This is a genomic window from Pedobacter sp. MC2016-24, from assembly GCF_015223055.1.
Taxonomy (GTDB): Bacteria; Bacteroidota; Bacteroidia; order Sphingobacteriales; family Sphingobacteriaceae; genus Pedobacter.
The window spans coordinates 11,738-37,975 of sequence record NZ_JADFBX010000008.1 but is presented as its reverse complement, the minus strand read 5'-3'; the positions used below and the strand labels follow the sequence as shown (position 1 = coordinate 37,975).

At 39.9% G+C, this 26,238-nt stretch carries 20 protein-coding genes; 13 read left to right on the top strand and 7 right to left on the bottom strand.

Annotation, left to right across the window (positions count from 1 at the left end; translation table 11 throughout):
• Positions 1 to 115: 115 nt before the first annotated feature.
• The gene (locus tag IM797_RS18070; RefSeq protein ID WP_194128579.1) at positions 116 to 679 is read left to right on the top strand and encodes a type 1 glutamine amidotransferase domain-containing protein; all 564 of its coding nucleotides are present in this window, start codon (positions 116 to 118) and stop codon (positions 677 to 679) included.
• A 97-nt stretch (positions 680 to 776) separates the two neighbouring features.
• Here IM797_RS18070 and IM797_RS18065 read toward each other — a convergent pair whose 3' ends face one another.
• The 3 genes from IM797_RS18065 to IM797_RS18055 all read right to left on the bottom strand — a co-directional run bounded on the left by IM797_RS18065 (position 777) and on the right by IM797_RS18055 (position 4,732).
• Entirely contained in the window at positions 777 to 1,349 is a 573-nt protein-coding gene (locus tag IM797_RS18065) for a hypothetical protein (RefSeq protein ID WP_194128578.1), read from the bottom strand.
• A gap of 91 nt (positions 1,350 to 1,440) precedes the next feature.
• Positions 1,441 to 3,408 (bottom strand): WG repeat-containing protein, encoded by a 1,968-nt coding sequence (locus IM797_RS18060; protein ID WP_194128577.1) that lies wholly within the window; start codon positions 3,406 to 3,408, stop codon positions 1,441 to 1,443.
• A gap of 148 nt (positions 3,409 to 3,556) precedes the next feature.
• Entirely contained in the window at positions 3,557 to 4,732 is a 1,176-nt protein-coding gene (locus IM797_RS18055; protein WP_194128576.1) for an MFS transporter, read from the bottom strand.
• 107 nt (positions 4,733 to 4,839) lie between these two features.
• Between IM797_RS18055 and IM797_RS18050 the strand changes: the two genes are divergently transcribed.
• Positions 4,840 to 5,589: a DeoR/GlpR family DNA-binding transcription regulator gene (locus IM797_RS18050; protein WP_194128575.1), complete on the top strand. Its 750-nt coding sequence runs from the start codon at positions 4,840 to 4,842 to the stop codon at positions 5,587 to 5,589.
• Between the two features lie 49 nt (positions 5,590 to 5,638).
• On the opposite strand, the gene IM797_RS18045 is transcribed toward IM797_RS18050, so the two are convergent.
• Both IM797_RS18045 and IM797_RS18040 read right to left on the bottom strand, forming a co-directional pair.
• Complete coding sequence (locus tag IM797_RS18045) at positions 5,639 to 7,927, bottom strand: GH92 family glycosyl hydrolase (protein ID WP_194128574.1); 2,289 nt, start codon at positions 7,925 to 7,927, stop codon at positions 5,639 to 5,641.
• A 74-nt stretch (positions 7,928 to 8,001) separates the two neighbouring features.
• Positions 8,002 to 9,663 carry an FAD-dependent oxidoreductase gene (locus IM797_RS18040; protein ID WP_194128573.1) on the bottom strand — a complete coding sequence of 554 codons (1,662 nt, stop codon included), beginning with the start codon at positions 9,661 to 9,663 and terminating at the stop codon, positions 8,002 to 8,004.
• A gap of 158 nt (positions 9,664 to 9,821) precedes the next feature.
• Between IM797_RS18040 and fucP the strand changes: the two genes are divergently transcribed.
• Together fucP and IM797_RS18030 are read left to right on the top strand one after the other, a co-directional pair.
• The gene (gene fucP, locus IM797_RS18035; protein WP_194128572.1) at positions 9,822 to 11,054 is read left to right on the top strand and encodes an L-fucose:H+ symporter permease; all 1,233 of its coding nucleotides are present in this window, start codon (positions 9,822 to 9,824) and stop codon (positions 11,052 to 11,054) included.
• Between the two features lie 9 nt (positions 11,055 to 11,063).
• Positions 11,064 to 12,083 (top strand): LacI family DNA-binding transcriptional regulator, encoded by a 1,020-nt coding sequence (locus IM797_RS18030; protein ID WP_194128571.1) that lies wholly within the window; start codon positions 11,064 to 11,066, stop codon positions 12,081 to 12,083.
• On the opposite strand, the gene IM797_RS18025 is transcribed toward IM797_RS18030, so the two are convergent.
• Positions 12,076 to 13,653, bottom strand: coding sequence for a Na+/H+ antiporter (locus IM797_RS18025; RefSeq protein WP_194128570.1), 1,578 nt, complete (start codon positions 13,651 to 13,653; stop codon positions 12,076 to 12,078). The two genes, IM797_RS18030 and IM797_RS18025, sit on opposite strands and share 8 nt — an antisense overlap.
• Positions 13,654 to 13,866: 213 nt before the next feature.
• The gene (locus tag IM797_RS18020; protein WP_194128569.1) at positions 13,867 to 14,544 is read right to left on the bottom strand and encodes a Crp/Fnr family transcriptional regulator; all 678 of its coding nucleotides are present in this window, start codon (positions 14,542 to 14,544) and stop codon (positions 13,867 to 13,869) included.
• A 314-nt stretch (positions 14,545 to 14,858) separates the two neighbouring features.
• Between IM797_RS18020 and IM797_RS18015 the strand changes: the two genes are divergently transcribed.
• The 9 genes from IM797_RS18015 (at position 14,859) to IM797_RS17975 (ending at position 26,236) form a co-directional block, all read left to right on the top strand.
• A complete protein-coding gene (locus IM797_RS18015; protein ID WP_194128568.1) occupies positions 14,859 to 15,287 on the top strand; it encodes an SRPBCC domain-containing protein in 429 nt (142 codons plus the stop codon).
• Positions 15,288 to 15,379: 92 nt separating this feature from the next.
• Positions 15,380 to 16,354, top strand: a complete 975-nt coding sequence (locus IM797_RS18010; RefSeq protein ID WP_194128567.1) for a GlxA family transcriptional regulator — start codon at positions 15,380 to 15,382, stop codon at positions 16,352 to 16,354.
• Between the two features lie 116 nt (positions 16,355 to 16,470).
• The gene (gene rpsA, locus IM797_RS18005; RefSeq protein ID WP_194128566.1) at positions 16,471 to 18,408 is read left to right on the top strand and encodes a 30S ribosomal protein S1; all 1,938 of its coding nucleotides are present in this window, start codon (positions 16,471 to 16,473) and stop codon (positions 18,406 to 18,408) included.
• Between the two features lie 160 nt (positions 18,409 to 18,568).
• The gene (locus tag IM797_RS18000) at positions 18,569 to 20,167 is read left to right on the top strand and encodes a beta-N-acetylhexosaminidase (RefSeq protein ID WP_194128565.1); all 1,599 of its coding nucleotides are present in this window, start codon (positions 18,569 to 18,571) and stop codon (positions 20,165 to 20,167) included.
• 65 nt (positions 20,168 to 20,232) lie between these two features.
• Complete coding sequence (locus IM797_RS17995; RefSeq protein ID WP_194128564.1) at positions 20,233 to 20,754, top strand: hypothetical protein; 522 nt, start codon at positions 20,233 to 20,235, stop codon at positions 20,752 to 20,754.
• Positions 20,755 to 21,519, top strand: a complete 765-nt coding sequence (locus tag IM797_RS17990) for a CPBP family intramembrane glutamic endopeptidase (protein ID WP_194128563.1) — start codon at positions 20,755 to 20,757, stop codon at positions 21,517 to 21,519.
• An 86-nt stretch (positions 21,520 to 21,605) separates the two neighbouring features.
• Positions 21,606 to 22,154: a bifunctional pyr operon transcriptional regulator/uracil phosphoribosyltransferase PyrR gene (gene pyrR, locus IM797_RS17985; protein ID WP_194128562.1), complete on the top strand. Its 549-nt coding sequence runs from the start codon at positions 21,606 to 21,608 to the stop codon at positions 22,152 to 22,154.
• A gap of 1 nt (position 22,155) precedes the next feature.
• Positions 22,156 to 23,088 (top strand): aspartate carbamoyltransferase catalytic subunit, encoded by a 933-nt coding sequence (locus IM797_RS17980; protein WP_194128561.1) that lies wholly within the window; start codon positions 22,156 to 22,158, stop codon positions 23,086 to 23,088.
• Positions 23,089 to 23,218: 130 nt separating this feature from the next.
• A complete protein-coding gene (locus IM797_RS17975) occupies positions 23,219 to 26,236 on the top strand; it encodes a tetratricopeptide repeat protein (RefSeq protein WP_194128560.1) in 3,018 nt (1,005 codons plus the stop codon).
• The last annotated feature ends 2 nt before the right edge of the window (positions 26,237 to 26,238 follow it).

Sequence of the window (26,238 nt, the reverse complement as noted above, 5' to 3'; positions counted from 1 at the left end):
TACCAAAATTGAATGATGGTGTGAATTGCCTGGTCAAGTGGAAAAATGTAAAACATTATGTATTGGCCATTGTATTTATTCTACAGCATCTAATGTTAAACACTAAAAAAATATTATGGGACAATTAAGCAATCGAACTATTGCCGTTTTATCAGAAAGTGGCTTTGAAGAAACAGAATTAACGAGCCCGGTTCAAAGATTAAAGGAAGAGGGTGCGACTGTGCATATCATATCTTCTAAATCCGGAAAAATACAAGCGATGAAAGGCGATCATCAGTGGACAATTGAAGTTGCGGTAGACAAAACGATTTCGGAGGCCAATCCGGATGATTACAACGGGCTACTCATTCCAGGTGGTGTATTGAACCCCGACGCCCTAAGGAAGAATGATGATGCTATCGCATTTGTAAAAAGCTTTTTTGAGGCAGGAAAACCTGTAGCTGCGATTTGTCATGGTCCACAAGTGCTGATCACAGCAGAAGTTGTATCGGGCAGAAAACTTACCTCCACAAAAACCATAAAAATCGATCTGATCAATGCAGGTGCAGACTGGTATGATGAGGAAGTTATTGTTGACCAGGGCATGGTGACCAGCAGAAGTCCTGATGACTTACCTGCTTTCAACGATAAAATCGTTGAAGAATTTGCAGAAGGGATACATGAAGGACAACATTCTTAACAATCAAATTAAGGAAGCTGTATCATTAATCGTATAGCTTTCTTATTCAGGTAGCCTCTCCTAATTCAATAAAAACAGCAGAGGCTACCTACTAACATTACTTCATAAAAGATCGCTGAATACCAAATTCCCAGCGATTGATTTTACCTGTATTTCCATCAGAAAGATTTTCGAAACGCTGTAGTCCCCTGTTCATCCGGAGATACAACCGGTTAGAACTACCTACTTTAAGTTGCGCATCAAATGCCATTGACATAAAATTATTAAATGCTTGCCCACCATCCTCTAGCTTGTATTTATATTTGTTGGTATGATAGTTCCACTGCGGACCAGCAGCCAATCGCAGAAAGGGTAATGGCTTGATCTGGAAAAGTAATGGTAAAGACCAATATCCCATCCCTTTCATGCCATCCTTTAAACCATCAATGCTTTCCAGGGTTTTCACACGTGTCCGGTTATACAAAACCTCGGTTTGTAAACCAATCAAGGGCAAGGCGTCAAAATTAAGATATAAACCGAATTGATAACTGAGCCGGTTCTGATCTGAAAAATTAGCATTGTTCCTTACATCTGTGGTAACGCCCCCAATCTTGGTTCCGATATCAATTTGCGCATTAGCCGAAGCATTACATAAGGCTAAAAAAGCCAATATTACAAGTATTCTTTTCATTGGTATATATATTTTTATGTGTTATACACATATATATACAATGGAAAGCGTGCACAGGACTAGTTGGTAAGCATAAAATTTTAACCCGTTTCTATTTCCCAAAAGTTTTAATAAAGGTTTCAATTTTTAGGGCCTGAGCTTTATTTTTTAAGCGATATTTTAATTTCCCTGATGGATCCAATTCCTCATTAATATGTTCAAATATAAAAGGAACAACTTCTTTACCATTTTTAGAAAGGAGTCCATACAGGTAATTACTACCGTCAGGTGTGCGAATTCCAGCAATATAGTAGTCTTTTATCTCAAAAAATGGGCTTATAAATTCATATTTAAATGGTGTTAAAATTTTTAGATTTTTATCTGTTAAGGCTTTCTTTTTCTGATCGTTTTCTGCGACAAAAAGTAATGGATATTTAACATCAGAGGCAATAAATTCATTAATGGTCTGTATTGTTTTGATCTCGTTACCTGGTATCCTCTTAAAGTTAAGATCATAAATTTCATCCACATCGGAATTTTTATGCCCGATGATAAAATTACCGTATTTATCAAAACGATGGTATGCAAAAGGTAAAACGACTTTATCACGATTGAGGACTACGCCAACAGCAGATTCATCACCAATAGTTTTTTCAAAAACATCATAACCTGGCTTTATCGTTTGCACATAGTTTTGAAACTGTGGCAGTGCTTTCATTTTTTTACCACTTACATCAAGCCAATGTAGTTTATCATCAACAAGAAAATACGCATTGCCAACTTGTTTTATTTTTTCAAATTGTGCAGCTATGATGATATCCCCATCTTTATTGGAAATGCCATATCTTATACCCTTGTCCTTTTCGTAATTGTTGTAAATGATGTTGGGTTGATTGACGTCAAAATATTTCACATCTAAATAATGGTTAATAAACTTGACGATGCGGGTGTTTTGAAGTGATTTAAACTTTGTGGCTACGAAAACATCAATTGTTTTAATATCGTCCGGAAACTCTACAATAACAAACTGGTTTTCAGCCGAAATTACTTTTTTACCGGTATTCGCCACCTCTTCGTAAAAAGCGATATCGCCAAGTTCTTTAATGTGCTCCTTACTTAAACCGGAAATGTAGCCGTTAAATTCAACCATATCATCTTTAGCCGTTAATTGATCCTGGTTAATTTTGTTTAGCAATTGCCGGGCATCATTGACATCATCCTCCTTCAGTACATCTGAAAAGATACCCAATAATTCTTTTAAATTGCGCTGAACATCTTTCCTGATCTCGAGCATTGGAGTGGAACTTAAGGCGCTGCTGTTCATTCGGACATTCTGGCTATTATAAGCTTGGTAACCAATGATGTCTGTATAGACTGCAATAGGTATTTTCAATTGGGCTACGTTAGCCTTAATGTTTTCTATTTCAACGTTCTGATTTTTGTATGATGTGTTTTTTTTTGACTTTTCGATAGTGAATTTCTCAAAATCAACAGGAAATTTCAATTTAATTTCGGTCTCTATACTGTCAATACGCTTAAGGCCGATCTCATTTTTTGCCAGTTTCTTGCCTTTAAAAAAATAGCTTTTTTCAATCGTTTCTACTGCTGGTTCAAAAGGTTTAAATACGCTGTCTCTTGTTTTGATGATATGATTGTTATCGGTAAGACTATATCTGCTTTCAAATTCAAATCTACCTCGAGCATATAAACTAAATTTATCTTCTTTATAAGTTCCGTTAAAATCTTGATTAAAATACAACTGCTTGCAATATGCATCGAAGATTTCGGCAACTTTTGATGGATCGGCATTCAGTGAAAACTCTGCATCAGATTTTTGAGCGGTACTTTTTTCACCCGAAGAAAAGTGTGAGGTTAATTGTATACTAAAACTGGCAGTTTTTATCAACTTATTTAGAAGTGTGGTATCTTTCTTCAATTGTCGCTTCAGATCATCCAACTTCATAGCCTGTAAGGATGAAATGTATTCTTTGGCCTTTTTGGTTTTTTCGGGACCTTGGCCACCACAGGAATTCAGAAATAAGCCTATAATAAACAGACTAAGCGTAAATTTATATTTCATTTTTCAATTTAGTTTCGTAGCGGGTTTCAATAATCCTGCCATCCGTATCTTGATTTTGTGAAAAAGATGAAATAATCAGCTCAATCAAACCATTTATCTCACAATAATGTGAAATAAATTTAGAAATGTGCCTAGTCTATTAAACATGTTAAACATTGGCTTTTCTGAAGGCGTAAGCGAGGGCAACACTCAGCAACAATATCCCGGTAAACATCAACGCAACTGCTAATGAAAAGTGGTAAGCGATGAATCCAAGCAGCGCTGGACCAGCTAGCTGACCTGCGTAGCCCATAGTGCTAATTGCAGGAATCGCCACCGAAGCTGGTACGCTTTTAAGTCTGCCTCCCTCGCTAAAAAAAACAGGGACTATATTTGCTGCACCTACACCTAAAAGTACGAAGCCCAACAGCGTGGTCGGAACCCACGGTGTTACTACGGCAATAAAAATCCCCAAAGCCGCGATCAGACCACCACCAACGACAACGATTTTTTCACTAAAACGTTCCACAATGCGATCTCCCAAAAGTCGCATGGCTGCCATCGCAATCGAAAAAGTGGCATACCCGACTCCTGCAAGTTCTGCATCAACACCCCTATTTTCCTTTAAAAAAAGAGCACTCCAATCCAGCATTGCGCCTTCGGAGAGAAATACAGCAAAACACGCTGCGCCCAGAAAAAGTATTGCCGGGCTGAACCATCCTGATCTGTTTTTTATCTTATTGTCATCATGGCCTGGATTTTCCCGGAGGTCATTCTCTTGGTTTTTAGAAAACAGCGACTGGTATTTCCATAGCAGGATAACGATCAGCAGTATCGAAATTGATACAGCTGCTGTTAAGGGGTTGAGCCCTGCCCGCATCAATAATCCTAAGCCCAGAGAACCACATAGGCCACCCACGCTAAAAAGGCCATGGAGGGATGACATGATTGGACGTCCATATCGGTTCTGAACATGGATACCTTGAGAATTCATCGCCACATCAATGACCCCGATTCCACTGCCAAAAATAAAAAGCGCGGCCCCCATTGTCCAGGGATTGGGCATCAATAGCAGGACCGGAAGAAAAACAGCTGCTATCATTCCCGAAATCAAAATCACGACCCGGGTACCGTATAACTTAGAAAGATAACCGCTCAGCGGCATCATCGAAATCGCTCCGGCACCAAAAAGCAGTAGAAGTAATCCCAGGCTTCCATCATTAAGCTGAAGTCTTTCTTTTGCGAAAGGTACCATTGGTGCCCAGCTTGAAAGTGCAAACCCGCAAACTAAAAAAACATACTGTGTTGCTTTTTTGGCTTTTACCGTGGTGTTATTATTTTTCATGATGCAAATTAATGCAAATATTTGCAAATTTGCAAATAAACGCAAAACGGAAAGCCGGAGTTCTACGATTTTAAGCAACGGTCCTAAAGAATTATATTTGTAAGTACATGATCAGAGAAAAACGGTTCGAACACATCATCTCCAGTCTGAAGAATAAAGGCATGGCCAGTTATACTGAACTGTCTGCAGCACTATCTGTTTCTGAGGATACCATTCGTCGGGACATTGATTACCTGCATGAAAATGGTCTGCTATCAAAAGTCAGAGGTGGGGCCATACCACGCGATAAGAATCCACTTTCCTTTCAGGACCGGACAAATTTTCACGCCACAGAAAAAGAGGTCATCGGGATGAAGGTCCAGTCTTTACTCAAACCTGGAATGAGTATTTTCATGGATGGTGGAACCACCATATGTACCGTTGCTGAGTATTTGCCAATTAACGCTTCATTGAGGATCATCACCAATAATATAGCTTTAGTTCCGTTATTAGACAGGTTCCGAAATGTAGAGATCATCGTGCTTGGCGGAAACTATGACAGGAATACACAAACAAACACAGGTGCCAGAACATGTGATGAAGCAGCTGATTTTGTTGTCGACCTTTATCTGATGGGTACTTGCGCAATCTCAACTGACTTTGGCATCACATCGGCAATAAGAGAAGATGGTGCAGTTAAGAAGGCCATGTTGAAAGGTTCTAAAACGGTAGCTGTAGTTGTCAATAGCAACAAGATAGGCACAGTTGAACCGTTTGTAGTCTGCAATCTCCAGCACGTAAATGTCCTGGTCACGGAACTTCCCAGCGACGATTCTAAATTGGATGACCTTCGGTTTAAAAAGCTAAAGATCATCTGAGCATTTTTCATCGCTAAAGACCACTTTGTCCATCATAGTTGACAATGAATTACTCTTTTACCGTAGACAATGAATATGGATAATCAGCACGGTCTGTCCCCCTGTTTTTGTTGGGATTTGCAGACATTTCAAAATTCAACACGCCCCCTTGCAACAAGGCTAAATGACTTAGCCAGTTCCTGGTATAGGGTTTACCGTTATGTGTTAAACTCTTGATGTACTTGTTATCTTTGTTATTTTTTGCAGCATTGATGGTTAGTGTTTTTCCATTTTCAAGGTTAAGTGTTACCTTTTTGAATAAAGGAGCACCAATCACATACTGGTCTACAGCCGGAGTTACCGGATAAAAGCCCATTGCAGAGAAAACATACCATGCAGAGGTCTGTCCGTTATCTTCATCACCACAATATCCGTCTGGTGTAGCCTTGTACATTCTGTCCATAGTCTCACGAACCCAATACTGCGTTTTCCATGGTGCACCGGCATAATTATACAGGTAAATCATGTGTTGTATTGGCTGATTTCCATGTGCATACTGACCCATATTGGCAATCTGCATCTCACGGATCTCGTGGATTACACCACCATAATAACTGTCGTCAAAAACAGGAGGAAGTGTAAATACAGAATCAAGCTTGTTCACAAATTTCTCTTTACCTCCCATTAATGTGGCCAATCCATCTATATCCTGAAACACAGACCAGGAGTAGTGCCAGCTATTTCCTTCTGTAAAAGCATCTCCCCATTTAAAAGGATTAAATGGAGACTGGAATTTACCATCTGCATTTTTACCACGCATTAATCCACTTGAAGGGTCAAAGAGATTTTTGTAGTTCATACTGCGTTGTTTATAAATATCAATTTCCGAAGCTGGCTTTTTCAACGCTTTACCCAATTGATAAATGGTAAAATCATCATAAGCATATTCTAAAGTTCTTGCTGCATTTTCATTGATCTTTACATCGTAAGGCACATATCCCAGCTCATTATAGTATTTAACCCCCCGCCGGCCTGTTGCCTGCGGACCTTCGTTATTTGCACCATGCTTTACGGCTTCCCATAGGGTATTGATGTCATATCCACGCATCCCTTTAATATAGGCATCTGCTACTACCGAAGCTGAGTTATTACCGATCATACAATCTGCGTAGGCCGGGCTGGACCATTCCGGCAGCCAGCCACCTTCTTTATAATCGTTAATTAAGCCTTCCTGCATTTCTTTGTTCACTGCCGGATACATGAGATTCAAGAAGGGATATAATGCCCTGAAAGTATCCCAAAAACCAGTACCACCAAATCTGTAACCAGGCAATACTTTGCCCGTATAAGGGCTCCAGTGTACTACTTTATTGGTTTTATCCAGTTCGTACATTTTATGTGGAAAAAACAACGTACGGTAGAAACTGGAATAAAAGGTACGTGTTTGATCTACTGTACCGCCCTCTACGGAAATTTTGCCGAGCGTTTTGTTCCATGTAGTTTTACCTTTTTGTTTGGTGGTCTCAAAACTATCGTTAGACAGTTCTCTGCTCAGGTTTAGTTCAGCCTGTTCAAAGCTGATAAATGAAGAAGCAACTTTTATATTTACCTGCTCACCTTTGGCCGTTTTAAAACCAACGATGGCTCCAGAATGGTCTGCATTGACTTCAAGCTGTCCCTTTAACAGGTCGTTGCCTTTCCATCCATCTGCAGAAGCAAAAGGTTTATCAAAATAAATGACAAAATAATTTTTGAAGTTTTCCAGCTTGCCACGGCTATAACGTGTACTGTAACCGATGATTTTATGTTCAGCCGGAATGATCTTCACATAAGATCCTTTGTCGAATGCATCCACTACAATATAGGATTCATCAGACTTAGGGAAGGTAACGCGGAACTGTGCGGCGCGCTCTGTAGGACTGATCTCTGTCGTTACATCGGCATCTGCAAGATAAACGCTATAATAATATGGCTTTACTACTTCAGATTTATGGGAAAACCAGCTCGCCCTATCGTCCTGATTAAACTTCATTTTGCCAGTTACAGGCATAATTGAAAACTGCCCGTAATCGTTCATCCACGGAGATGGCTGATGTGTTTGCTTAAAACCCCTGATTTTATCAGCATCATAGGTATATGCCCATCCATCTCCCATTTTACCAGTTTGCGGTGTCCAAAAATTCATACCCCATGGCAATGCAATTGTAGGATATGTATTACCGTTAGACAGCGCCGGTTTACTGGCAGTCCCCATTAAAGGGTTAACCCAATCTACAGGATCTGTAACTTTCCCTATAGTCTGTGCAGACAAAGCAGAGGATACGACTAATAATGAAGCAGTTAAAAGTTCTTTAATCATGTTTTAATATTATGAAATTTTATGCTTAGAACATCGATAATATTTTTTTATTTTCTTAAGTAAATACATGAAATCTAATTTAAATTTAACTTCTGATTTTGCTTTAACAAGGCACTTTTCAAATCTCCGTATGGTAAATCCTGAATGGCGGTATTCTGGTCAATTGCCAATGCTGCTGCTGTTGCTGCAGACTCTCCCAGGATCATAAATACAGGCTCCATTCTGATAGAACCATAAGCAATATGGGATACCGATAAGCAAACCGGCACAAACAGATTTTTACATTCTGATTTTTTGGGAACAATAGCTTGGTAAGGTATAGCATAAGGCTTAGGAGCTTTTACACCAATATCACCTTCATTTTGAACAAAACCGTTGGCATCCACATAACGTTGTGTATGGTGCGAATCCAGGGCATAAGATCCCATGCCAATGGAATTGGAAACAGCTTTAATTCCTAAAACTTCATTTTCGGACATGACGTAATCGCCAATCATCCTCCTGGCTTCTCTGACATAAATCTGATGTGGCCAATTTCCATTGTCTTTAAATTCGTCTTTGGCAAGGCCCCAGGTATTTATCTTTTTTTGCAGGTCTTTTGGCACCCTTGGATCCGTAGCCATAAAGTACATCAATCCTTTCTGATAATCTTCGTGTTGCTTAATAATGGCCTTTCTTTTTTCATAACTGGCTTCAGGATAATCGTAATTCATCCCGATGTAATCGGTACTAAAGGGACCGTGGTTATTGGTGTCTGTTTTATGATTGGGTAATGGATCGTATTTATTGAAAACCTCACTCCAACCGCTTTCAAACACTCTGGCCAACAATTCATAATTTTTGGGATTATAATGATCGGGTTTAGGAAATGTAAGCCTATTGTTTTCTATGTTAGTGAGACACATTCTAAAGCAGTAGGCTTGTAACTTATGATCTCCAGATCCTTGCTTGCCTGGTGCATCAGTTGAAATTCCGGCCAGCAAACCGCTATTTTTATCACCCGGCACCTGATAAGCTGAAATATTGGTTTTAAAATGATGTCCATGTTGAAACACCCCTACCTGTACGCCGTTCCATTTTTCGCCATAGGTACTGTTTGCTTCCCTGCCCACATGATAGCTAACTTTAGCAGTAGCCATTAAGTCCCCTTCATAAGTGGCGTCGATAAACATTTTTCCAGTTATTTTTTTCCCACTCAGGGTTTTTATGGAAACGATTTTGCCTGCACGCATTTCTACCCCGTTATTTCGGTTTAACCACTCGTTTTTTAAAACTTTTATTTTATGTTCCTTAATGAAATCGTTCATGATTTGCTCGGCAACATGCGGTTCAAAGATCCACATGGTGCGCTCAGCGCCATCCATAGCCGGAGTGCCCTGACCTTTATTTCCGTAAGCTTCTTTTTTTTGCCATTTCCAGGCACTGTCCCTTTGATAATGTAAATACACACGGTGATAAAATTCACGGGACAGACCACCAATGACTGACTTATCTCCGGTATCTGTAAAACCAAGTCCGCCGGAAGTAAGGCCCCCTAAATGAATATCCGGCGATATCATAATCACAGATTTCTTCATTTTTGTAGCCTGGACGGCAGCAGTAACAGCTGCAGAGGTACCGCCATAAATTACGATATCGGCTTTATATGTTTCATTTTGCGCTTTTAAGGGGCTTTGATTCCAGGCTAAAAAGCCAAATAGGGTAAAAATTGCGCTTCGGGCTGACAGGTTTTTCATTTTCAATTAAATGCATCAGAGTATATTCTGCTACTACCAAATATAAAAGAAATAATTAATATTGCTAAATCATTTTAGTATCCCTATGTTTGAACATAGTAGAAAAAAACGTCAATCGTATTTTTAAAATAAAACCAACCAAATTTAAACATTAAACCATGCAACAAAAAGCAACCTTTACGGATAGGAAATTCCTGGTTACCCTTGTATTTGTCACTTCATTATTTATGTTTTGGGGCATCGCCATTACCATGGCCGATGTATTGAACAAACATTTTCAGCATACCATGAGTCTCTCCAAGTCACAGTCGGCCTTTGTGCAATTCGCTGTTTTTGGCGCTTATGCCGTAATGGGTATACCTGCGGGATTATTCATGAAACGTTTTGGCTATAAAAAAGGCGTACTTTTAGGCTTAGCGCTATTTGCTACCGGTGCATTTCTGTTTGTACCCGCAGCCAACATTTCTTCTTTCGCTTTTTTTGGCATTGCACTGTTCGTGGTCGGCTGCGGCCTTTCTACACTGGAAACAGTTGCCCACCCGTTTGTAGCATCACTGGGTGATCAGCGTACCAGCGACCAGCGCATCAATTTCGCGCAGTCCTTCAACGCAGTTGGTGCTATGTTGGGTCCCGCAATCGGCAGTTACTTTTTGTTGCGAAATAACGTGGCAGGCAGTACAGACTTAACTTCTGTTAAAATCCTGTATGGGGTAATCGGAACGGTCATTTTACTCGTAGCAGTTTCCTTTTCATTTGTAAAGGTACCTCCTACCACAGATCCCCATGCGGTCACCGAATCAGATGCGGACGCTGTAAACGTAGACGTAGCTCCTGAAAAAAGGCTTTTTGACCATAAACATTTTGTCTGGGCGGTTGTTGCACAGTTTTTTAATGTTGCAGCCCAGGCAGGTACATGGGCCTTTTTCATCAATTATGCACACGAAAAAATGGGCTTCAGTGACGCAGAAGCAGGAAATTACATGGTATTATTCATGGGAATGATGCTTGCCGGACGTTTTATAGGAACATTTTTGATGCGGATTATCGCACCTAACAAACTACTGGCGATCTTTGCTCTGGGTAATATCATCTTATGTATCATCGTAGCGCAAAGCTTTGGCCTGACATCCTTTATCGCCTTACTCATGATCAATTTCTTCTTTAGCATTATGTTCCCTACAATATTCAGTTTAGGTCTTAAAAATCTGGGCACACGCACCCAACAGGCAGCCTCATTTTTATCCATGGGTGTGGTAGGTGGCGCATTTTTTCCATTTATCATGGGTGCGGTTGCCGATAAATACGGCATCGCAAATGCTTATTATACCCCGATTATCTGCTATATTGTGATCTTCTTATTCGCTTACAAATTTTATAAAGTAAAACACTAATGCAAGCACATGGCTAAACTCTCTATTAAGGACATCGCACAGCGATGTAATACATCAATTACAACAGTTTCTTTTGTACTTAATGGCAAGGCCGACGAAAAAAGGATCAGCGTGGAGCTCAAAGAGAAAATACTAAAAACAATTGAGGATACCGGCTATAAACAAAATCAGTTTGCGCGGGGAATGCGGACCGGGAAAACAAACATCATCGGACTGATCATAGAAGACATTTCAAATGCATTTTTTTCTGCTGTGGCAAGGATTATCGAAGAAGATGCATACAAACGAGGATATAAAATCATTTATTGCAGCACAGACGACAATACCGAAAAAACTAAAGAACTGATTAAGCTTTTTGTAGAAAGAAACTTAGACGGCTATATCATAACCCCACCAAAAGGTGTTGAAGATGAAATTCAATCGCTGATCGATAGAAAAATACCGGTAGTACTTTTCGACCGGTATTTTCCTGGTCTGGAAACAGACTATGTGGTGGTAGATAACTTTAATACTTCAAAAAAAGCAGTACAGCACCTGTTTGATTCAGGCTTTGAACACATTGCTTTGGTGACCACTTCTTCCGATCAGAACCAGATGCTGGAGCGACTTAACGGTTACGAAAAAACAATCCTGGAAAATGGAAAAGAACCCAAAATATTAAAAATACCTTTCACTTGTTCCCCTGAGCAAAGCGTCAAAGAAATTGTGACTTACTTAAAGGAGAATAAAGAAGTGGATGCCATCTTTTTCTCCACCAATTACCTAGCTTTTAAGGGGCTGGAAGCCATCAATCAATTGAAACTAACCATCCCTGATGATTTTGCCGTGGTGGCTTTTGACGATCAGGATTTCTTCAGGATTTATAATCCCTCTATTACAGCCGTTGCACAACCTGTGAGGGACATTTCTCTTAAACTTATAGACATCATCCTGCAAAAGATGAATTCAGAGGAAAAACTGGTAGAAAAGGTTGTGCTTTCTACAAACCTGATCGTACGCGATTCATCTGTTAAAAGATGTATTAAATAACCTTCAACCGTTCCTCTTCCAGATCAATCTGATACAACTGCCTGCGGATAATCTCTTCGTTGATTGCCGGATCTTTATTAAGTTCCACAAGAAACTGCCGCTGGCTTTCGAGCATCTCTACAAATATCACTTTATTTTTCTCACTCATCCAATCGTCGTCAGCCGCCTTGGTTTTCTCTTCCCAGTGCTCCAACATTTTTTCTACACCTTTGTGCCCCTGCAATTCATGCTCATATTTGCCTTTCAAAAAATGGTAAATATGCTGCTTTAACTGTCGTTTTACGGCATGGCTAAGCTCTTCCTCCGGTTCTGCGTAAAGTCCAGTAAACAACTGCGTCCGCTTTATAAAGTAAGGCAAGGTAAGTCCCTGAACCAGCAATGTAAGCAATATCACAACAAAAGTGATGAACAGGATCAGATCCCGGTGCGGAATGACATTACCGTCGTATTTCACTGGTATGGCCAGGGCTGCAGCCAGAGAAACTACGCCACGCATACCCGTCCAGCCCAGCAAAAGTGGCATCAACCAGGTTCTACTATTCGAGGAAGCACGGGGGGCCACGCTTGGCCTGAAAATATAGGTAGCGGCCATCGCCGCGTAAGAACTAATAATCCTGGCAGCAATTAAAACTCCGGTAACCAACAATCCATAACCAATGGCTGTACCCAAAGGAATTCCTTTCGAGCGCAATCCACCCACAATTTCTGGAAGCTCCAGTCCTATAATCAGAAACACGATACCATTAAGTATAAATACGAAACTCTCCCAGACACTATAGCCCCTGATGCGACTGGCACTATTTAAAAAAATCAACCTTTTAGACGACATGAATAAACCACCCGCTACAACTGCCAATACACCTGAACTATGGACCTGTTCTGCTATCCAATACATAAAGTAAGGTTCTATCAACGTAAGCGCAATGTCAGAGGGCGCATCAGTAGGTAGATATTTATGCGCCTGAACAAATATCCAGGCCAATAGCAAACCAATGCCTACCCCACCAATAACCATCCAAAGAAAACTGACCGCGGCTTCCTGCCAGATGAACTGACCCGTACCAACGGCGACCAGTGCAAAGCGAAAAATGATCAATGAGGAGGCGTCATTCAACAAACTTTCGCCTTCCAGAATGGCAGATGTAGATTTGGGAATTTTTACAAATTTGGTAATGGCTCCGGTACTGACCGCATCAGGCGGTGAAACAATTCCCCCAAGTAAAAATCCCAAAGCAATTGTGAACCCAGGAATGAGGTGATTGGTAACTAAAGCCACGGATAATGCCGTAAAAAACACCACCAAAAAAGCAAAGCTACCAATAATGCGCCACCACTTTTTCATCTCCTTAAACGAAATGGTCCAGGCGGCCTCAAATAAAAGCGGCGGCAGGAACAGAAAAAAGATCAAATCCGGATTAATTTTCACAACCGGTAACCCCGGAATAAAACTGATCAGTAAACCTGCAACCACCAACAAAATCGGATAGGCAATTTTAAGTTTTGCAGCCCACATATTCAATAGCACGATAGCGGCTATCATGGCCAATAAAAAAGGTAAAATCGTATGCATGAAGAGATGTCTTATCCCAAATATAAAAAAATAAAAATCCGCAAGTAGCGCCACTACTTAACGGATCCCCTAAAACTACGGAATTTCTTCCGCCAACTATGAAAATTAATCTCTACCTATGATTATACCATAAAGTTACCGTGAGGGAGATAAATTCGGAACAATAAATAGGCAGACAGGCATTTTAGGCCGGTAAAACCGGCAGTTAGACCGTTAAGTTGAAGGCGCCTCAATTTCGGCGCTCAAATGAGGGAACAAGGCCTTCATCAATAGACTAAAATTAAACGGTGTCATCTGCAGATAGCTGGCAATATCCTGATACGTCATCGGCCCTTGTCTGGCGGATTTCAATAAATCCGGATAAATTTTAAAAAACTGAATGATTCTTTTTTTTCCCTGCATACGGAGCATTTCTTCTCGCTCCAATACGTCCCGGTGTAATGCCGACACGGTTTTAATCACCAGTTCCTGTACGCCGGAGAAATTGCACACTAAGCTTCGAAGATCATCTTGAGTGATGTACATCAGATTCGCTTCCGGACAAAGTGAGGCACTAAAATTTGAACGTACGCCGTTAAAAAAAACATCCGCATTGACAATCAGTTCTCCGGGTTTAAAGATTTTAAAAACCACCTTTCCCATCGTACGTTCATGATAGTGCCCATAAGCAAAACCACTGGTTAAAAAGGCTGCTTTTTCACAACGTTTTCCCTCATCAAACCATTCTCCGCCATCTTCGTAATATAAACCTCTAAGTAACAGGCCCAATTCGGATTCGAAATTTCGATGCCTTACTTCGGTTAAAGCATGTAAAAAGGCAAATAGCCGTTTGTAATTCATAGGAGTAATTACCGTCTCAACAGGCGGCTTCTTTCTTTTTTTTCTGTTCATTTGAAAGCTGATTTAGATTCATATTTTACAAAACGTCCTAAAATCCCTACAAATTGGCACATAACCCGTTCCTTTCCCACCCCAATTAGACATGGACTAAAACATTTGAGATGAGAACGTTAATCATATCATAGTATTGTTCCAGCTATAAACAAATAACCGAAGTAAAGGCTAAAGTGTGAAGCTCTAGAAAGTTTCCATGGGGCAGCTAGCCTATCCTTTAGAAACTAAAAACAAAAACCATTTGATGTTTGTGACGTTTTAATCTTAGTGCTTACTAAATGCAACCATTGCAAACCTAAAATGACATGTCCATGAAAACCGATTCATTTTTGATAGAAAGAACCTTTAACGCCTCAATAAATACCGTATGGGAAGCCCTGACCGAAGCTGCAAAGCTACAGCAATGGTATTTTAATATTGAAAGTTTCAAAGCAGAACCCGGTTTCAAGTTCCAGTTTTTAGCTGGCAGCGAAAAAAAACAATACCTGCACATTTGTGAAGTTAAGGAAGCCGAAGTGCAAAAAACCTTAGCTTATACCTGGGCATACGACAATTACCCGGGAAAATCATGCATTAAATTTGAATTGTTTAGCGTTGGCACAGATACCCGCTTAACCTTAACGCATACCGGTTTAGAAACTTTCCCTAAAGATGATCCAGACTTTGCAAAAGCAAGTTTTGCAGCCGGCTGGACGCAGATTATCGGTACAAACCTGAAAAAATTCGTTGAGCAAACCTAGATTTGTTTCATAATAGGGATAATAAATCCTGCTTGATACACCTTAGTTCTTTTTGAGATATTTTTTCTAATTTGCATCCTAAATAGAAAAAAATGACACAAGTAGCGTTACTATTACCCAATAAATATCGCCTGCTTAGCGTAGCAGCAATACTCGATGTCTTTGATACAGTGAACAGTCATTATCTAGCTAAAGGGGAGGACAAATTGTTTGACCTAAATGTGCTATATGCTAAAAACAGCAACAATCAAATACCAGTATTTAACAATCACAAACCCGGACCACTGCAATCAGCGGTCAAGCCCGATTTGATTCTGATCCCTGCTTTTAATACATCGGATATCGCTGCTGCCATCAATGAAAATCTGGAATTTATACCCTGGTTACGCAGGCAGCATGAATCTGGTGTAGAGCTGGCCAGCTTTTGTACAGGTGCATTTTTGTTAGGTGCTAGCGGGCTGCTTGACGGAAAAAATGCAACCACACATATTCATGCCAGTACGGCTTTTGCCAATACCTTCCCCGATGTATACTTGAGAGCCAATGAGGTGGTCACCTATGACCAGGGTATATATACAAGTGGAGGAGCAACCAGTACCTTTCATTTGCTGCTCAAACTGATTCACAACTATGGCAACCGGGAAATTGCTGTAAACATGGCTAAAGTCTTCGCCATTGATATGAACCGAGGTCAGCAAAGTTATTTTGGTACATTTATCCCTGCTCACGACCATGGCGACGAACTGGTTACCAAAACACAGACCTGTATTGAACATATGTATGATAAATCTGCAACCATAGAGGATATCCTACAACAAATTCCTGCCAGCAGAAGAAACATCGAACGCAGGTTTAAACAGGCCACCGGTAACACCATGATCGAGTACCTGCAGAAAACAAGAATTGAAAAAGCCAAAAAGCTATTGGAACAAACCAATCAAAGCATCCTGGAGATCATGCTCAATTCCGGCTATAATGACCTTAAGGCTTTTAGACAATTGTTTAAAAAAAGCGCTGGTATGACGCCAAAAGATTACCGCGATAAATTTAAAACAAGGGTTGCTTAGCCCATTAATTCTTACAATCTGTTCTAAATCAACAACATTTATCAAAAAAATCTTTGGTTCAAAAATATTAATTTCTATCTTTGCCGTCCCTCACGGGAAAAGGAGATTTAATTTTAATGGCTAAAAAACAAGTAGCAGAAAAAGAACTAGAGGCTAAAACAGCCGAATTACAAGGCGCAGACGCTCGTCTGGCTGAGAAAGAAACCATTGAATCAGAAGCTGATTCAGTGTCGATCGAACAGATCAAATCATCATTAGCAACTCCAGATCAGGATTTTGACTGGGATGCAGACGACAAAGCATTCGGAAATTACAGTGATGCAGACCGTAAAAAGTTTGAAGATATGTATACCGATACTTTCAATCAAATCACCCAAGGTGAAATCATCAGCGGTACTGTTGTTTCAATCAACAACAAAGATGTCGTATTAAACGTAGGATTTAAATCTGACGGTTTAGTATCAACTTCTGAATTCCGTGATACACCTGATTTGAAAGTTGGCGACAAAGTTGACGTTTTCGTGGAAGCCCCTGAAGATGCTAACGGCCAGTTAATTTTATCTCGTAAAAGAGCTAAAACCCAAAGATCATGGGAGTCTATTAATGAGGCTCTTGACAATGACAGAATCATCAACGGATTTGTTAAAAGCCGTACTAAAGGTGGTCTTATCGTTGACATCATGGGTGTTGAAGCTTTCTTACCTGGTTCTCAAATTGACATCAAACCTATCCGCGATTACGATGTATACGTGGGTAAAACAATGGAATTCAAAGTTGTTAAGATTAACCACGAATTTAAAAACGTAGTTGTATCTCATAAAATCTTAATTGAAGACGACTTAGAAAGCCAAAAAGTTGAAATCGTTTCTAAACTTGAAAAAGGTCAGGTATTAGAAGGTACTGTTAAAAACATTACTGACTTCGGTGTGTTCATCGATTTAGGTGGTGTTGACGGTTTACTTCACATTACTGACATTTCTTGGGGCCGCATAGAGCATCCAAAAGAAGTATTGAGCTTAGACGAGAAAATCAATGTGGTAGTTCTTGACTTCGATGACGAGAAAAAACGTATCGCATTAGGCTTAAAACAATTGACTCCTCACCCTTGGGAATCTTTAGATACTAACTTAGCTGTTGGTTCTAAAGTTAAAGGTAAAATTGTTACTGTAGCTGATTACGGTGCTTTCTTAGAAATCATTCCTGGTGTTGAAGGTTTAATCCACGTATCAGAAATGTCTTGGTCACAAAACCTGCGCAGCCCACAAGAATTCTTGAAAGTTGGCGATGAAATCGAAGCTGAAGTTTTAACTTTAGACAGAGACGAACGCAAAATGAGCTTAGGTATTAAGCAATTAACTCAAGATCCTTGGCAAAATGTTGCTGAAAGATATCCTATCGGAAGCAAACATACTGCTGTAGTTAAAAACATGACTAACTTCGGTGTATTTGTTGAAATCGAAGAAGGTATCGACGGATTAATCCACATCTCTGACCTTTCTTGGTCTAAAAAAGTTAACCACCCTAACGAATTCACTAAAGTTGGTGATACATTAGACGTAGTTGTTCTTGAATTAGATGTTGAAAGCCGCAAATTGAGCTTAGGTCACAAACAATTAGAAGAAAACCCTTGGGATACTTTTGAAACTATCTTCACGTTAGATTCAATCCACCAGGGTACTGTTGTTAAAGTAACTGATAAAGGTGCTGTTATTGCTTTACCATATGGTGTAGAAGGTTTCGTACCAACTAAACACATGGCTAAAGAAGACGGTGGAACCATCAAAGCTGAAGAAACCAATGACTTCAAAATCATTGAATTCAACAAAGATGCTAAACGTATCGTTGTGTCTCACGCCCGTATCTGGGAAGAGGCTAAAGCTGAAGCTGTTGCAGAAGAGCGTAATGCTAAGAAAAAAGAAGCTAAAGCTTCTAGCAGTGCAGTGAAAAAAGTTAAAGATTCAGTTGAAAAATCTACATTAGGTGATTTAGGCGTGCTTGCACAATTGAAACAACAAATGGAAGGTGAAGAAAACAAAGCTAAAAAAGGCGAGTAATCTTTAAAACTTAATATATTGAAAAGCATCCCCTAACCGGGATGCTTTTTTTTTTATATTATACTTTTCATGCAGAGTTAGCTCAGCAGCCCTCACTTGTTCTTGATATGCCCTGCATTTTTTACTATTTTGCAAACACACACAAATCACAATCCACACCATGAGAAGAATTACGATATTTTGCCTTTTACTGTTACTGGCCAATCGGCTAACCGCCCAGCAAGTTCAAATCATTCCTCAACCCGCCTATCTGGATATTAAAAAAAAATCAAGCCCTTTTGTCATTGACAAAAACACAAAAATTGTAGTCAAAGACAGTACCTTAATCAAATCGGCAGACAATTTAAATGCGTATTTAAGCAAGTATTTTCAACTTAAACTTGCAATAACAGCTAAAGACAGTATAGCAAACAGGATTAACCTGACACTAGATACAAGAGCCAGTGAGTTCGATGACGCCTACGTATTGAATGCATCTAAAGAAAATATCGCAATCATCGGAACCTCCGGTCCAGGTGTATTTTACGGCATACAAACCTTACTCCAACTCCTACCTACAAACAAAACTGCTTCAATGCAAATTCCGGCGGTTTCAATTGTAGATCATCCCAGGTTTTCCTACAGAGGAATGCACCTGGATGTAAGCAGACATTTTTTCGATATTGAATTTATAAAAACATATATAGATTATCTCGCATTTCATAAACTCAATAATTTCCACTGGCACCTGACCGACGATCAGGGCTGGCGAATAGAAATCAAAAAACATCCTAAACTAACAGCAATCAGTGCCTGGCGCAATGGTACCATTATAGGTCTCTTTCCCGGCACTGGCAATGATGGCTTAAGGTATGGCGGCTACTACACCCAGGAAGAAGTAAAAGAAGTGATCAGATATGCGGCTGACCGTTACATTAACGTGATTCCTGAAATTGATGTACCCGCTCATAGTATGGCTGTATTGGCCGCTTATCCGGAGTTTGGTACCGAGCCTGCGAAAAAATATGAAGTAGCCCAAACCTGGGGAATTTTCAACAGACAAAATAATGTCCTGCAACCCACAGAAAAAACCTTTAAATTTCTGGACGAAGTACTGACTGAAGTGATAGAACTCTTTCCATCCAAATACATTCACATTGGCGGAGACGAAGCGTCAAAAATGTGGTGGAAGCAATCGGCAGTATCACAACAAATCATGAAAGCGAAAGGTATAAAAGATGAAAGTGGCTTGCAAAGCTATTTCATCCATCGTGTAGAGCAATTCGTGAACAGTAAAGGAAAAACCATAATTGGATGGGATGAAATCCTGGACGGTGGTCTCGCCCCAAATGCCATCGTAATGAGCTGGCGTGGGGAAAAAGGAGGCATTGCTGCAGCAAAACAACAACATAAAGTCATCATGACACCTGAAGCCATGATGTATTTTAACCACAGCCAGTTTTTAAAAGACGATTCCCTTACAGCGGCAAAATACCTGCCTTTAAAAGATGTTTACAATTACGAACCAGTTCCGGCAATTTTAACGCCTGCAGAGGCCCAGTACATCTGGGGCGCACAAGCAAACCTCTGGTCTGAATACATTGCCAACCCGGCCAAAGTAAACTACATGCTCTTCCCCCGACTGGACGCTTTAAGTGAGGTACTCTGGAGTCCTAAAGAAAAAAGGGATTTTACAGATTTCCAGAACAGGTTGAAAACGCAGTTTAAACGATATGACATGATGAACATCAATTACAGTAAGCGATATTTAAGCAACTAAGAAATCACAAAATACTTTGTATTCTATTGCTACAATGATATCTTTATGTGAAATTAACGTCTTTAATGGAAAATATAGCTAATAATGACTGTAGCTGTTGTTATACAAAGTATGAAATCAACGATCTTTTCTGCAAAACCTGCGGCTTCCCCTTTCAAGGTACCGAACAGGATCAGAAAAATTTCCTTTCTGAGCGGAACGTAAAAGAAATAGATCTGGAATCCCTGAATGAAAAGGTTGCGACTGCATGTAAGTCCTTATATTGGCTTTCAGGTCTTACCGCTTTTTCCGCTATCGTAATTTATTTTTCCTCAGCAGGTGAAGACCAGCTCGCTACATTAATGACCAATATCTTCCTGATTTTGTCCTTTTTAGGACTCGGCATCTGGAGTAAAAACAAGCCTACTGCAGCCATGATCACAGGACTATCCCTTTACTTGATCATCATCTTATTAAATGCAGTGATTTCTCCTATGACAATTGTCTCCGGTCTAATTGTCAAAATCATTGTTATTGGCGCGCTAATAAAAGGAATTAAAGCCGTATTGGAAGTTGATAAGCTCAAAAAGGAGCTGAACATAGATTAATTGGAACAGGAAGAAACGCCACGTAAGCTTTGCAGCAATTGTCAAAATGAAATCGCTGAGGGTAATTTTTGCAGCAAATGCGGTCAGGCACAAAACGACCTGGAAGTTCAGATTTATTCAAAAAAATGGCTCAGTTTATTACAAGCTGGACTATTTATCCTGATCCAGCTTGTATTGTGCATTTGCGCCTTTCTGATTCAGGAAACAAGCATTACCATTACATTAGCATTAGATTTTGCCATGGCAGGAACGGCCATGGCATTTTTCACATACAATTGGTCAGAAAACAAACAGCTCTTACGATGGCCAAACTTTTCTTTGAAAAAACTGCTTGCATTTGTCGCGCTGGCCGCAATGGCTTCACTTACGCTTCATTTTATAGCAAATTATATCAACACAAGGTTATTACATGAAAAATTCACTTATTTTGATGTATATAAATCCCATGAATATGGCCGGTATATCATGATTTTATCCATGGCCATTTTTCCCGCAGTTTTTGAAGAATTATCCTTCAGAGGTTACCTCATGCAAAAACTATTAATCGTTGTTGGTGAAAAAGAAGCCATATACATTTCTTCCTTCCTTTTTTTCATCATTCACCTCAATGTATTGTCCTTTTTCTGGCTCCTTCCCTTCGCCATTATTCTTGGACGTATAAGAATTAAAGAAAAAACGATTTGGTATGGCGTCGCAATACATTTTATTTTCAATTTAACTACCTGTCTCGTAGAGTTTTTCAGCATAGACCATTTCCTCTCTTAATTTTACCTCGCCATATTCTTTTAAAAAGCAGTTCTGGAGGTTTGAGGTTACAACTTTTTAGCTATATTTGCATAATCATTAAGTCAATGCAAAAAAGAACCCTGCTAGACGGTCAAAAATTCCAGATCACAATTAAGAGACTTTGTCATCAATTAATTGAGAATCACAACGATTTTTCTAATACTGTTTTAATTGGCATACAGCCCAGAGGCAGTTATTTTGCCGACCGCGTAAAACACGAGCTTTCAGAAGTACTGAAAAAAAGTACCATTCAAAAAGGTAATCTAGACATTACGTTTTTTAGAGATGACTTCAGACGTAAACACGGACTGGTTTCGGCAAGCAGCAATACCATAGATTTCATCATAGAAGGTAAAAACGTCATCTTAATCGACGATGTTTTGTGGACCGGCCGCACCATTCGTGCAGCACTCGATGCGCTCCTGGCTTATGGCAGACCGGCCAAAGTGGAATTGATGGTTCTTATTGACAGACGTTTCTCCAGACATGTACCTATCGAACCAGATTATATCGGTCAGCAGGTAGATTCATTAGATTCGCAACAAGTTAGAGTAAGCTGGAAGGAAACTGAAGGTGAGGATAAAGTTATTTTAATATCAGAAAGTAATAAATAATATGGCAGCAGAAAAACTATCAACCCGACATCTTTTAGGCATTAAAGATATTAACCGGAATGATATCGAATTGATTTTCGAAACTGCAGATAATTTTAAAGACGTAATCAACAGACCGATTAAAAGAGTTCCATCTTTAAGAGACATCACCATCGCCAATATTTTCTTTGAAAACTCTACACGGACCAAACTTTCATTTGAGCTGGCAGAAAAACGGCTCTCTGCTGATGTAGTGAATTTTGCCGCCTCTTCCTCATCGGTAAGCAAAGGTGAAACCTTGATTGATACCGTAAACAACATCCTGGCCATGAAAGTGGATATGGTGGTCATGCGCCACCCATATGCTGGAGCAGGACAATTTTTAAGCAAACACATCAAGGCACAGATTGTCAACGCCGGAGATGGTGCTCACGAACACCCTACACAAGCTTTACTTGACGCTTTCTCTATCCGTGAAAAGCTGGGTGAAGTAGCCGGTAAAAAAGTAGTGATCGTTGGTGATATTTTGCATTCACGCGTAGCCGTATCCAATATCCTTTGCCTGCAAAAGTTAGGCGCAGAAGTGATGGTCTGCGGACCAACCACCCTGATTCCAAAACATATCGCCCAACTGGGTGTAAAAGTAGAACACAACCTGATCAAGGCGCTAAACTGGTGCGATGTAGCCAACATGCTGCGCATACAGCTGGAACGTCAGGACATTAAATACTTCCCATCTTTGAGAGAATATGCCATGATGTATGGCCTGAACAAACAAATTCTGGACAGCCTGGATAAAGAAATCATTGTCATGCATCCCGGCCCGATCAACAGAGGTGTGGAGATCACCAGCGATGTGGCCGACAGCAAGCAGTCCATCATCCTGGATCAGGTAGAAAATGGCGTAGCCGTACGTATGGCTGTACTTTACCTGTTAGCAGCCCAGAACGATTAATTTCATTATCCTTCTTCATACGAATTTCTCTTTATAACCGTTAAACCTGTGTTATCAACACATGTTAATTTCTTATGTTAATAAGACCCAATACTATATTTATATTAGTACCAACCATATTTGAAATCAGATGCAGAAAAAATACTTTTTTATTCCGCTGTTATTAGCAGGGGGCTTTACGGCTAGCTATGGACAGTCCAGCGTATTAGTTAATCTCAACAAAAACTACCAAACTGGTCTGGAACTGCTGGATAATGAGAAATACATTGCAGCCGCACAACAGTTCAGACTGGTGGAGCAGCTTAGACAGCAACCAGGTACACAACAGGAAAGCAATGCAGAACTTTCCTTATTGAAAGAAAATGCAAAATTCTATGCCGCGGTTTGCGCGCTTGAACTGGGAAATAACGACGCAGAAAGTTTATTTCAAGCCTTTATCAGAGACTACCCTTTAAATCCAAATACAAAACTGGCCTACTTTCATGTGGGTAAGTCCTATTTTGCACAGAAAAACTACGAGAAAGCATTAGAATGGTTTGAAAAAACCGATCCTTCTACCCTATCTGGTAAACAACGCTTAGAATACCAATTTAAACAAGGTTATGCTTATTTTGAATTGAACAACACGGAAAAAGCAGAACCCCTTTTCGAAGCAGTAAAAAAAGAAAAATCTCCCTATCAGGAAAGTGCAACCTATTACTTTGCCTATATCAATTACCTGAATAAAGAATATAAAACTGCATTAAGTAATTTTGAGAAGCTGAAAGGCTCGCCTACTTACGAAGCCAGCTACCCATATTACATCACCTCTATGTATTACCTGGATGAAAGATATGATGATGTGATCAGCTACGCAATTCCAATTCTTAAAACCTCTAAACAACAATACGAAGCTGAAATGCTCAGCTTAATCGCAGCCTCGTATTTTGCAAAATCTGATTATACAAACGCAGAAAAGTATTTTAGAGATTTTTATGCCAAAGATAAATCAGACAACAAAAACAACCTGTTCATTTATCAATACGGATATTCTTTATTCGAATTGAAAAAATACAGTGAATCAGTTGCGATCCTGGAAAAACTGAATACAGATGACGTATACCTGCAAAGCGGGATGTATACCTTAGGCCGCTCTTTCATTCAGCTGAAAAATAAAGAAAAAGCACGTAGTGCTTTCTTCAGGGCTTCCCGTCTTAATTTTGATAAAACCGTCCAGGAAGAATCCTGGATCAATTATGCCCGGTTAAGTTATGAGCTGGAATTTAATCAGCAAGCGCTGGAATCTACGCAAAGCTTTTTAAAACAGTTTCCTACTTCCAAAAAAATCAATGAAGCCAAAACCTTATTGGGCGAGATCTTGCTGACCAGCAAAAACTACCAGGCGGCGATTGACATTCTTGAACCCATTCCAAATAAAACACCTGAAGCAAAAGAGGCTTACCAGAAAGTAACTTATTTCCGCGGACTGGAGTTTTATAACGAACGTGCTTTCCCAAATGCTTTATCAATGTTCTTACGCTCAGAAAAGTTTCCTGAAGACGAAGAGATCCTGGCGCTGAGTACTTATTGGAAAGCAGAAGCATCCTACGAATTGAGAAAATTCGGTGAAGCGGTTAAACACTTTGAAACTTTCCTCGATATGCCTGGCGCAAGCAAAACAGGTGTATACAATTTCGCCAACTACGCATTGGCTTATGCCGCTTTTGAAGATGAACGCTATGGCAAAGCTGCCACTTATTTTGAGCGCTTTTTACGAGGTGCAGATAAGGATCAGAAAACAGTAAACGATGCAACTATACGCCTGGCAGATTCCTACTTTGTCAATAAGAGTTACGGAAATGCATTGGTAAATTACAATAAGATCATTGCCAATAAATCTACTGGCGAAGATTATGCTTTGTTCCAGCGTGGAATGATCCAGGGGCTGGACAACCAAAATGATGCTAAGATTGCAACCATGGAAAGCCTGTTGCAACAATTCCCGGCTTCTAACTATGCTGATGATGCGGGCTTTGAAAGGGCTTATACCTATTTCAACAAAGGTGAGCTGGACAAAGCTAAAACCGATTTAACCAGTTTGATCAGCAAATATCCCAACAGCAGCTATGTTCCGCGGGCGTTGGTAACCATTGGATTGGTACAGTACAACCAGGATCAGGATGATGCGGCACTGGTATCCTTTAAAAAGGTAATCAATGATTATGCAAGTTCAGAAGAAGCCAAACAGGCTCTGGAGTCTATCAAAAATATTTACGTAGATAAGGGTGACTCCCAGGGATTTATTGCATATGCAGGTACTACCCCACTGGGAAATTACTCTGTTGCCGAACAAGACAACATCATCTTCCAGGGTGCCAACAACTTATACCTAAAAGGTGATGCCAAAGGTGCTTTTGAAGCCGTAAATGCTTACTTCGATAAATTCCCTAAGGCTATACACGATAAAGAAGCGAAATTTATACGTGCAGAATCTCTTGTCAAATTAGGACGACCTAACGAGGCCATTCCTGATTATGAGTATATCCTTAATGACTGGACCAGTGATTATACAGAACGTTCACTGGTTAGCATTTCTAAACTGTTCCTGGATCAGAAAAAATACAATGAAGCCATCGTATACCTGAAACGTTTAGAAACTACTGCAGATTATAAAGTGCATTACACCTATGCACTAAACAACCTGTTGAAAGCTTACAGTGAATTAAAAATGTCTGATGATGTATTGAAATACGTGCAACTGGTCAAAGAATCGGACAAAGCTTCTGAAGAAGAAAAAAACAGTGTGGATCTGTATGCAGGTAAAGCATACCTTTCAAAAGGTGATACCGATCAAGCTGTGAAAGCCTTTAACAGTGTCGTGAGTAAAACCAAAACACTGGCTGCTGCCGAAGCTAAATACAATCTCGCAGCCATACAGTACGATAAAAAAGATTATAAAACATCTACTAAAACTTGTTTTGATCTGATCAACAACATGCCTTCTTACGATTACTGGGTAGCTAAAGCATTCATCCTGCTATCTGACAACTATGTAGCCCTTAAAGACAACTTACAGGCTAAGAGTACGCTCTTAAGTATCATCGACAATTACGACGGTAAAGACGAAATTGTAGCAACAGCTAAAGAGAAATTACAGAAAATTAAATAAGA

Bases quoted from the DNA above. Each gene is read 5' to 3' on its own strand.
- IM797_RS18025 (WP_194128570.1), bottom strand. From the start codon at position 13,653: ATGCATACGATTTTACCTTTTTTATTGGCCATGATAGCCGCTATCGTG.
- fucP (WP_194128572.1), top strand. From the start codon at position 9,822: ATGCAACAAAAAGCAACCTTTACGGATAGGAAATTCCTGGTTACCCTT.
- IM797_RS18055 (WP_194128576.1), bottom strand. From the start codon at position 4,732: ATGAAAAATAATAACACCACGGTAAAAGCCAAAAAAGCAACACAGTAT.
- rpsA (WP_194128566.1), top strand. From the start codon at position 16,471: ATGGCTAAAAAACAAGTAGCAGAAAAAGAACTAGAGGCTAAAACAGCC.
- IM797_RS18050 (WP_194128575.1), top strand. From the start codon at position 4,840: ATGATCAGAGAAAAACGGTTCGAACACATCATCTCCAGTCTGAAGAAT.
- IM797_RS18015 (WP_194128568.1), top strand. From the start codon at position 14,859: ATGAAAACCGATTCATTTTTGATAGAAAGAACCTTTAACGCCTCAATA.
- IM797_RS18020 (WP_194128569.1), bottom strand. From the start codon at position 14,544: ATGAACAGAAAAAAAAGAAAGAAGCCGCCTGTTGAGACGGTAATTACT.
- IM797_RS18000 (WP_194128565.1), top strand. From the start codon at position 18,569: ATGAGAAGAATTACGATATTTTGCCTTTTACTGTTACTGGCCAATCGG.
- IM797_RS17995 (WP_194128564.1), top strand. From the start codon at position 20,233: ATGGAAAATATAGCTAATAATGACTGTAGCTGTTGTTATACAAAGTAT.
- IM797_RS18060 (WP_194128577.1), bottom strand. From the start codon at position 3,408: ATGAAATATAAATTTACGCTTAGTCTGTTTATTATAGGCTTATTTCTG.
- IM797_RS18045 (WP_194128574.1), bottom strand. From the start codon at position 7,927: ATGATTAAAGAACTTTTAACTGCTTCATTATTAGTCGTATCCTCTGCT.
- IM797_RS18030 (WP_194128571.1), top strand. From the start codon at position 11,064: ATGGCTAAACTCTCTATTAAGGACATCGCACAGCGATGTAATACATCA.
- IM797_RS17980 (WP_194128561.1), top strand. From the start codon at position 22,156: ATGGCAGCAGAAAAACTATCAACCCGACATCTTTTAGGCATTAAAGAT.
- pyrR (WP_194128562.1), top strand. From the start codon at position 21,606: ATGCAAAAAAGAACCCTGCTAGACGGTCAAAAATTCCAGATCACAATT.
- IM797_RS18065 (WP_194128578.1), bottom strand. From the start codon at position 1,349: ATGAAAAGAATACTTGTAATATTGGCTTTTTTAGCCTTATGTAATGCT.
- IM797_RS18070 (WP_194128579.1), top strand. From the start codon at position 116: ATGGGACAATTAAGCAATCGAACTATTGCCGTTTTATCAGAAAGTGGC.
- IM797_RS18010 (WP_194128567.1), top strand. From the start codon at position 15,380: ATGACACAAGTAGCGTTACTATTACCCAATAAATATCGCCTGCTTAGC.
- IM797_RS17975 (WP_194128560.1), top strand. From the start codon at position 23,219: ATGCAGAAAAAATACTTTTTTATTCCGCTGTTATTAGCAGGGGGCTTT.
- IM797_RS18040 (WP_194128573.1), bottom strand. From the start codon at position 9,663: ATGAAAAACCTGTCAGCCCGAAGCGCAATTTTTACCCTATTTGGCTTT.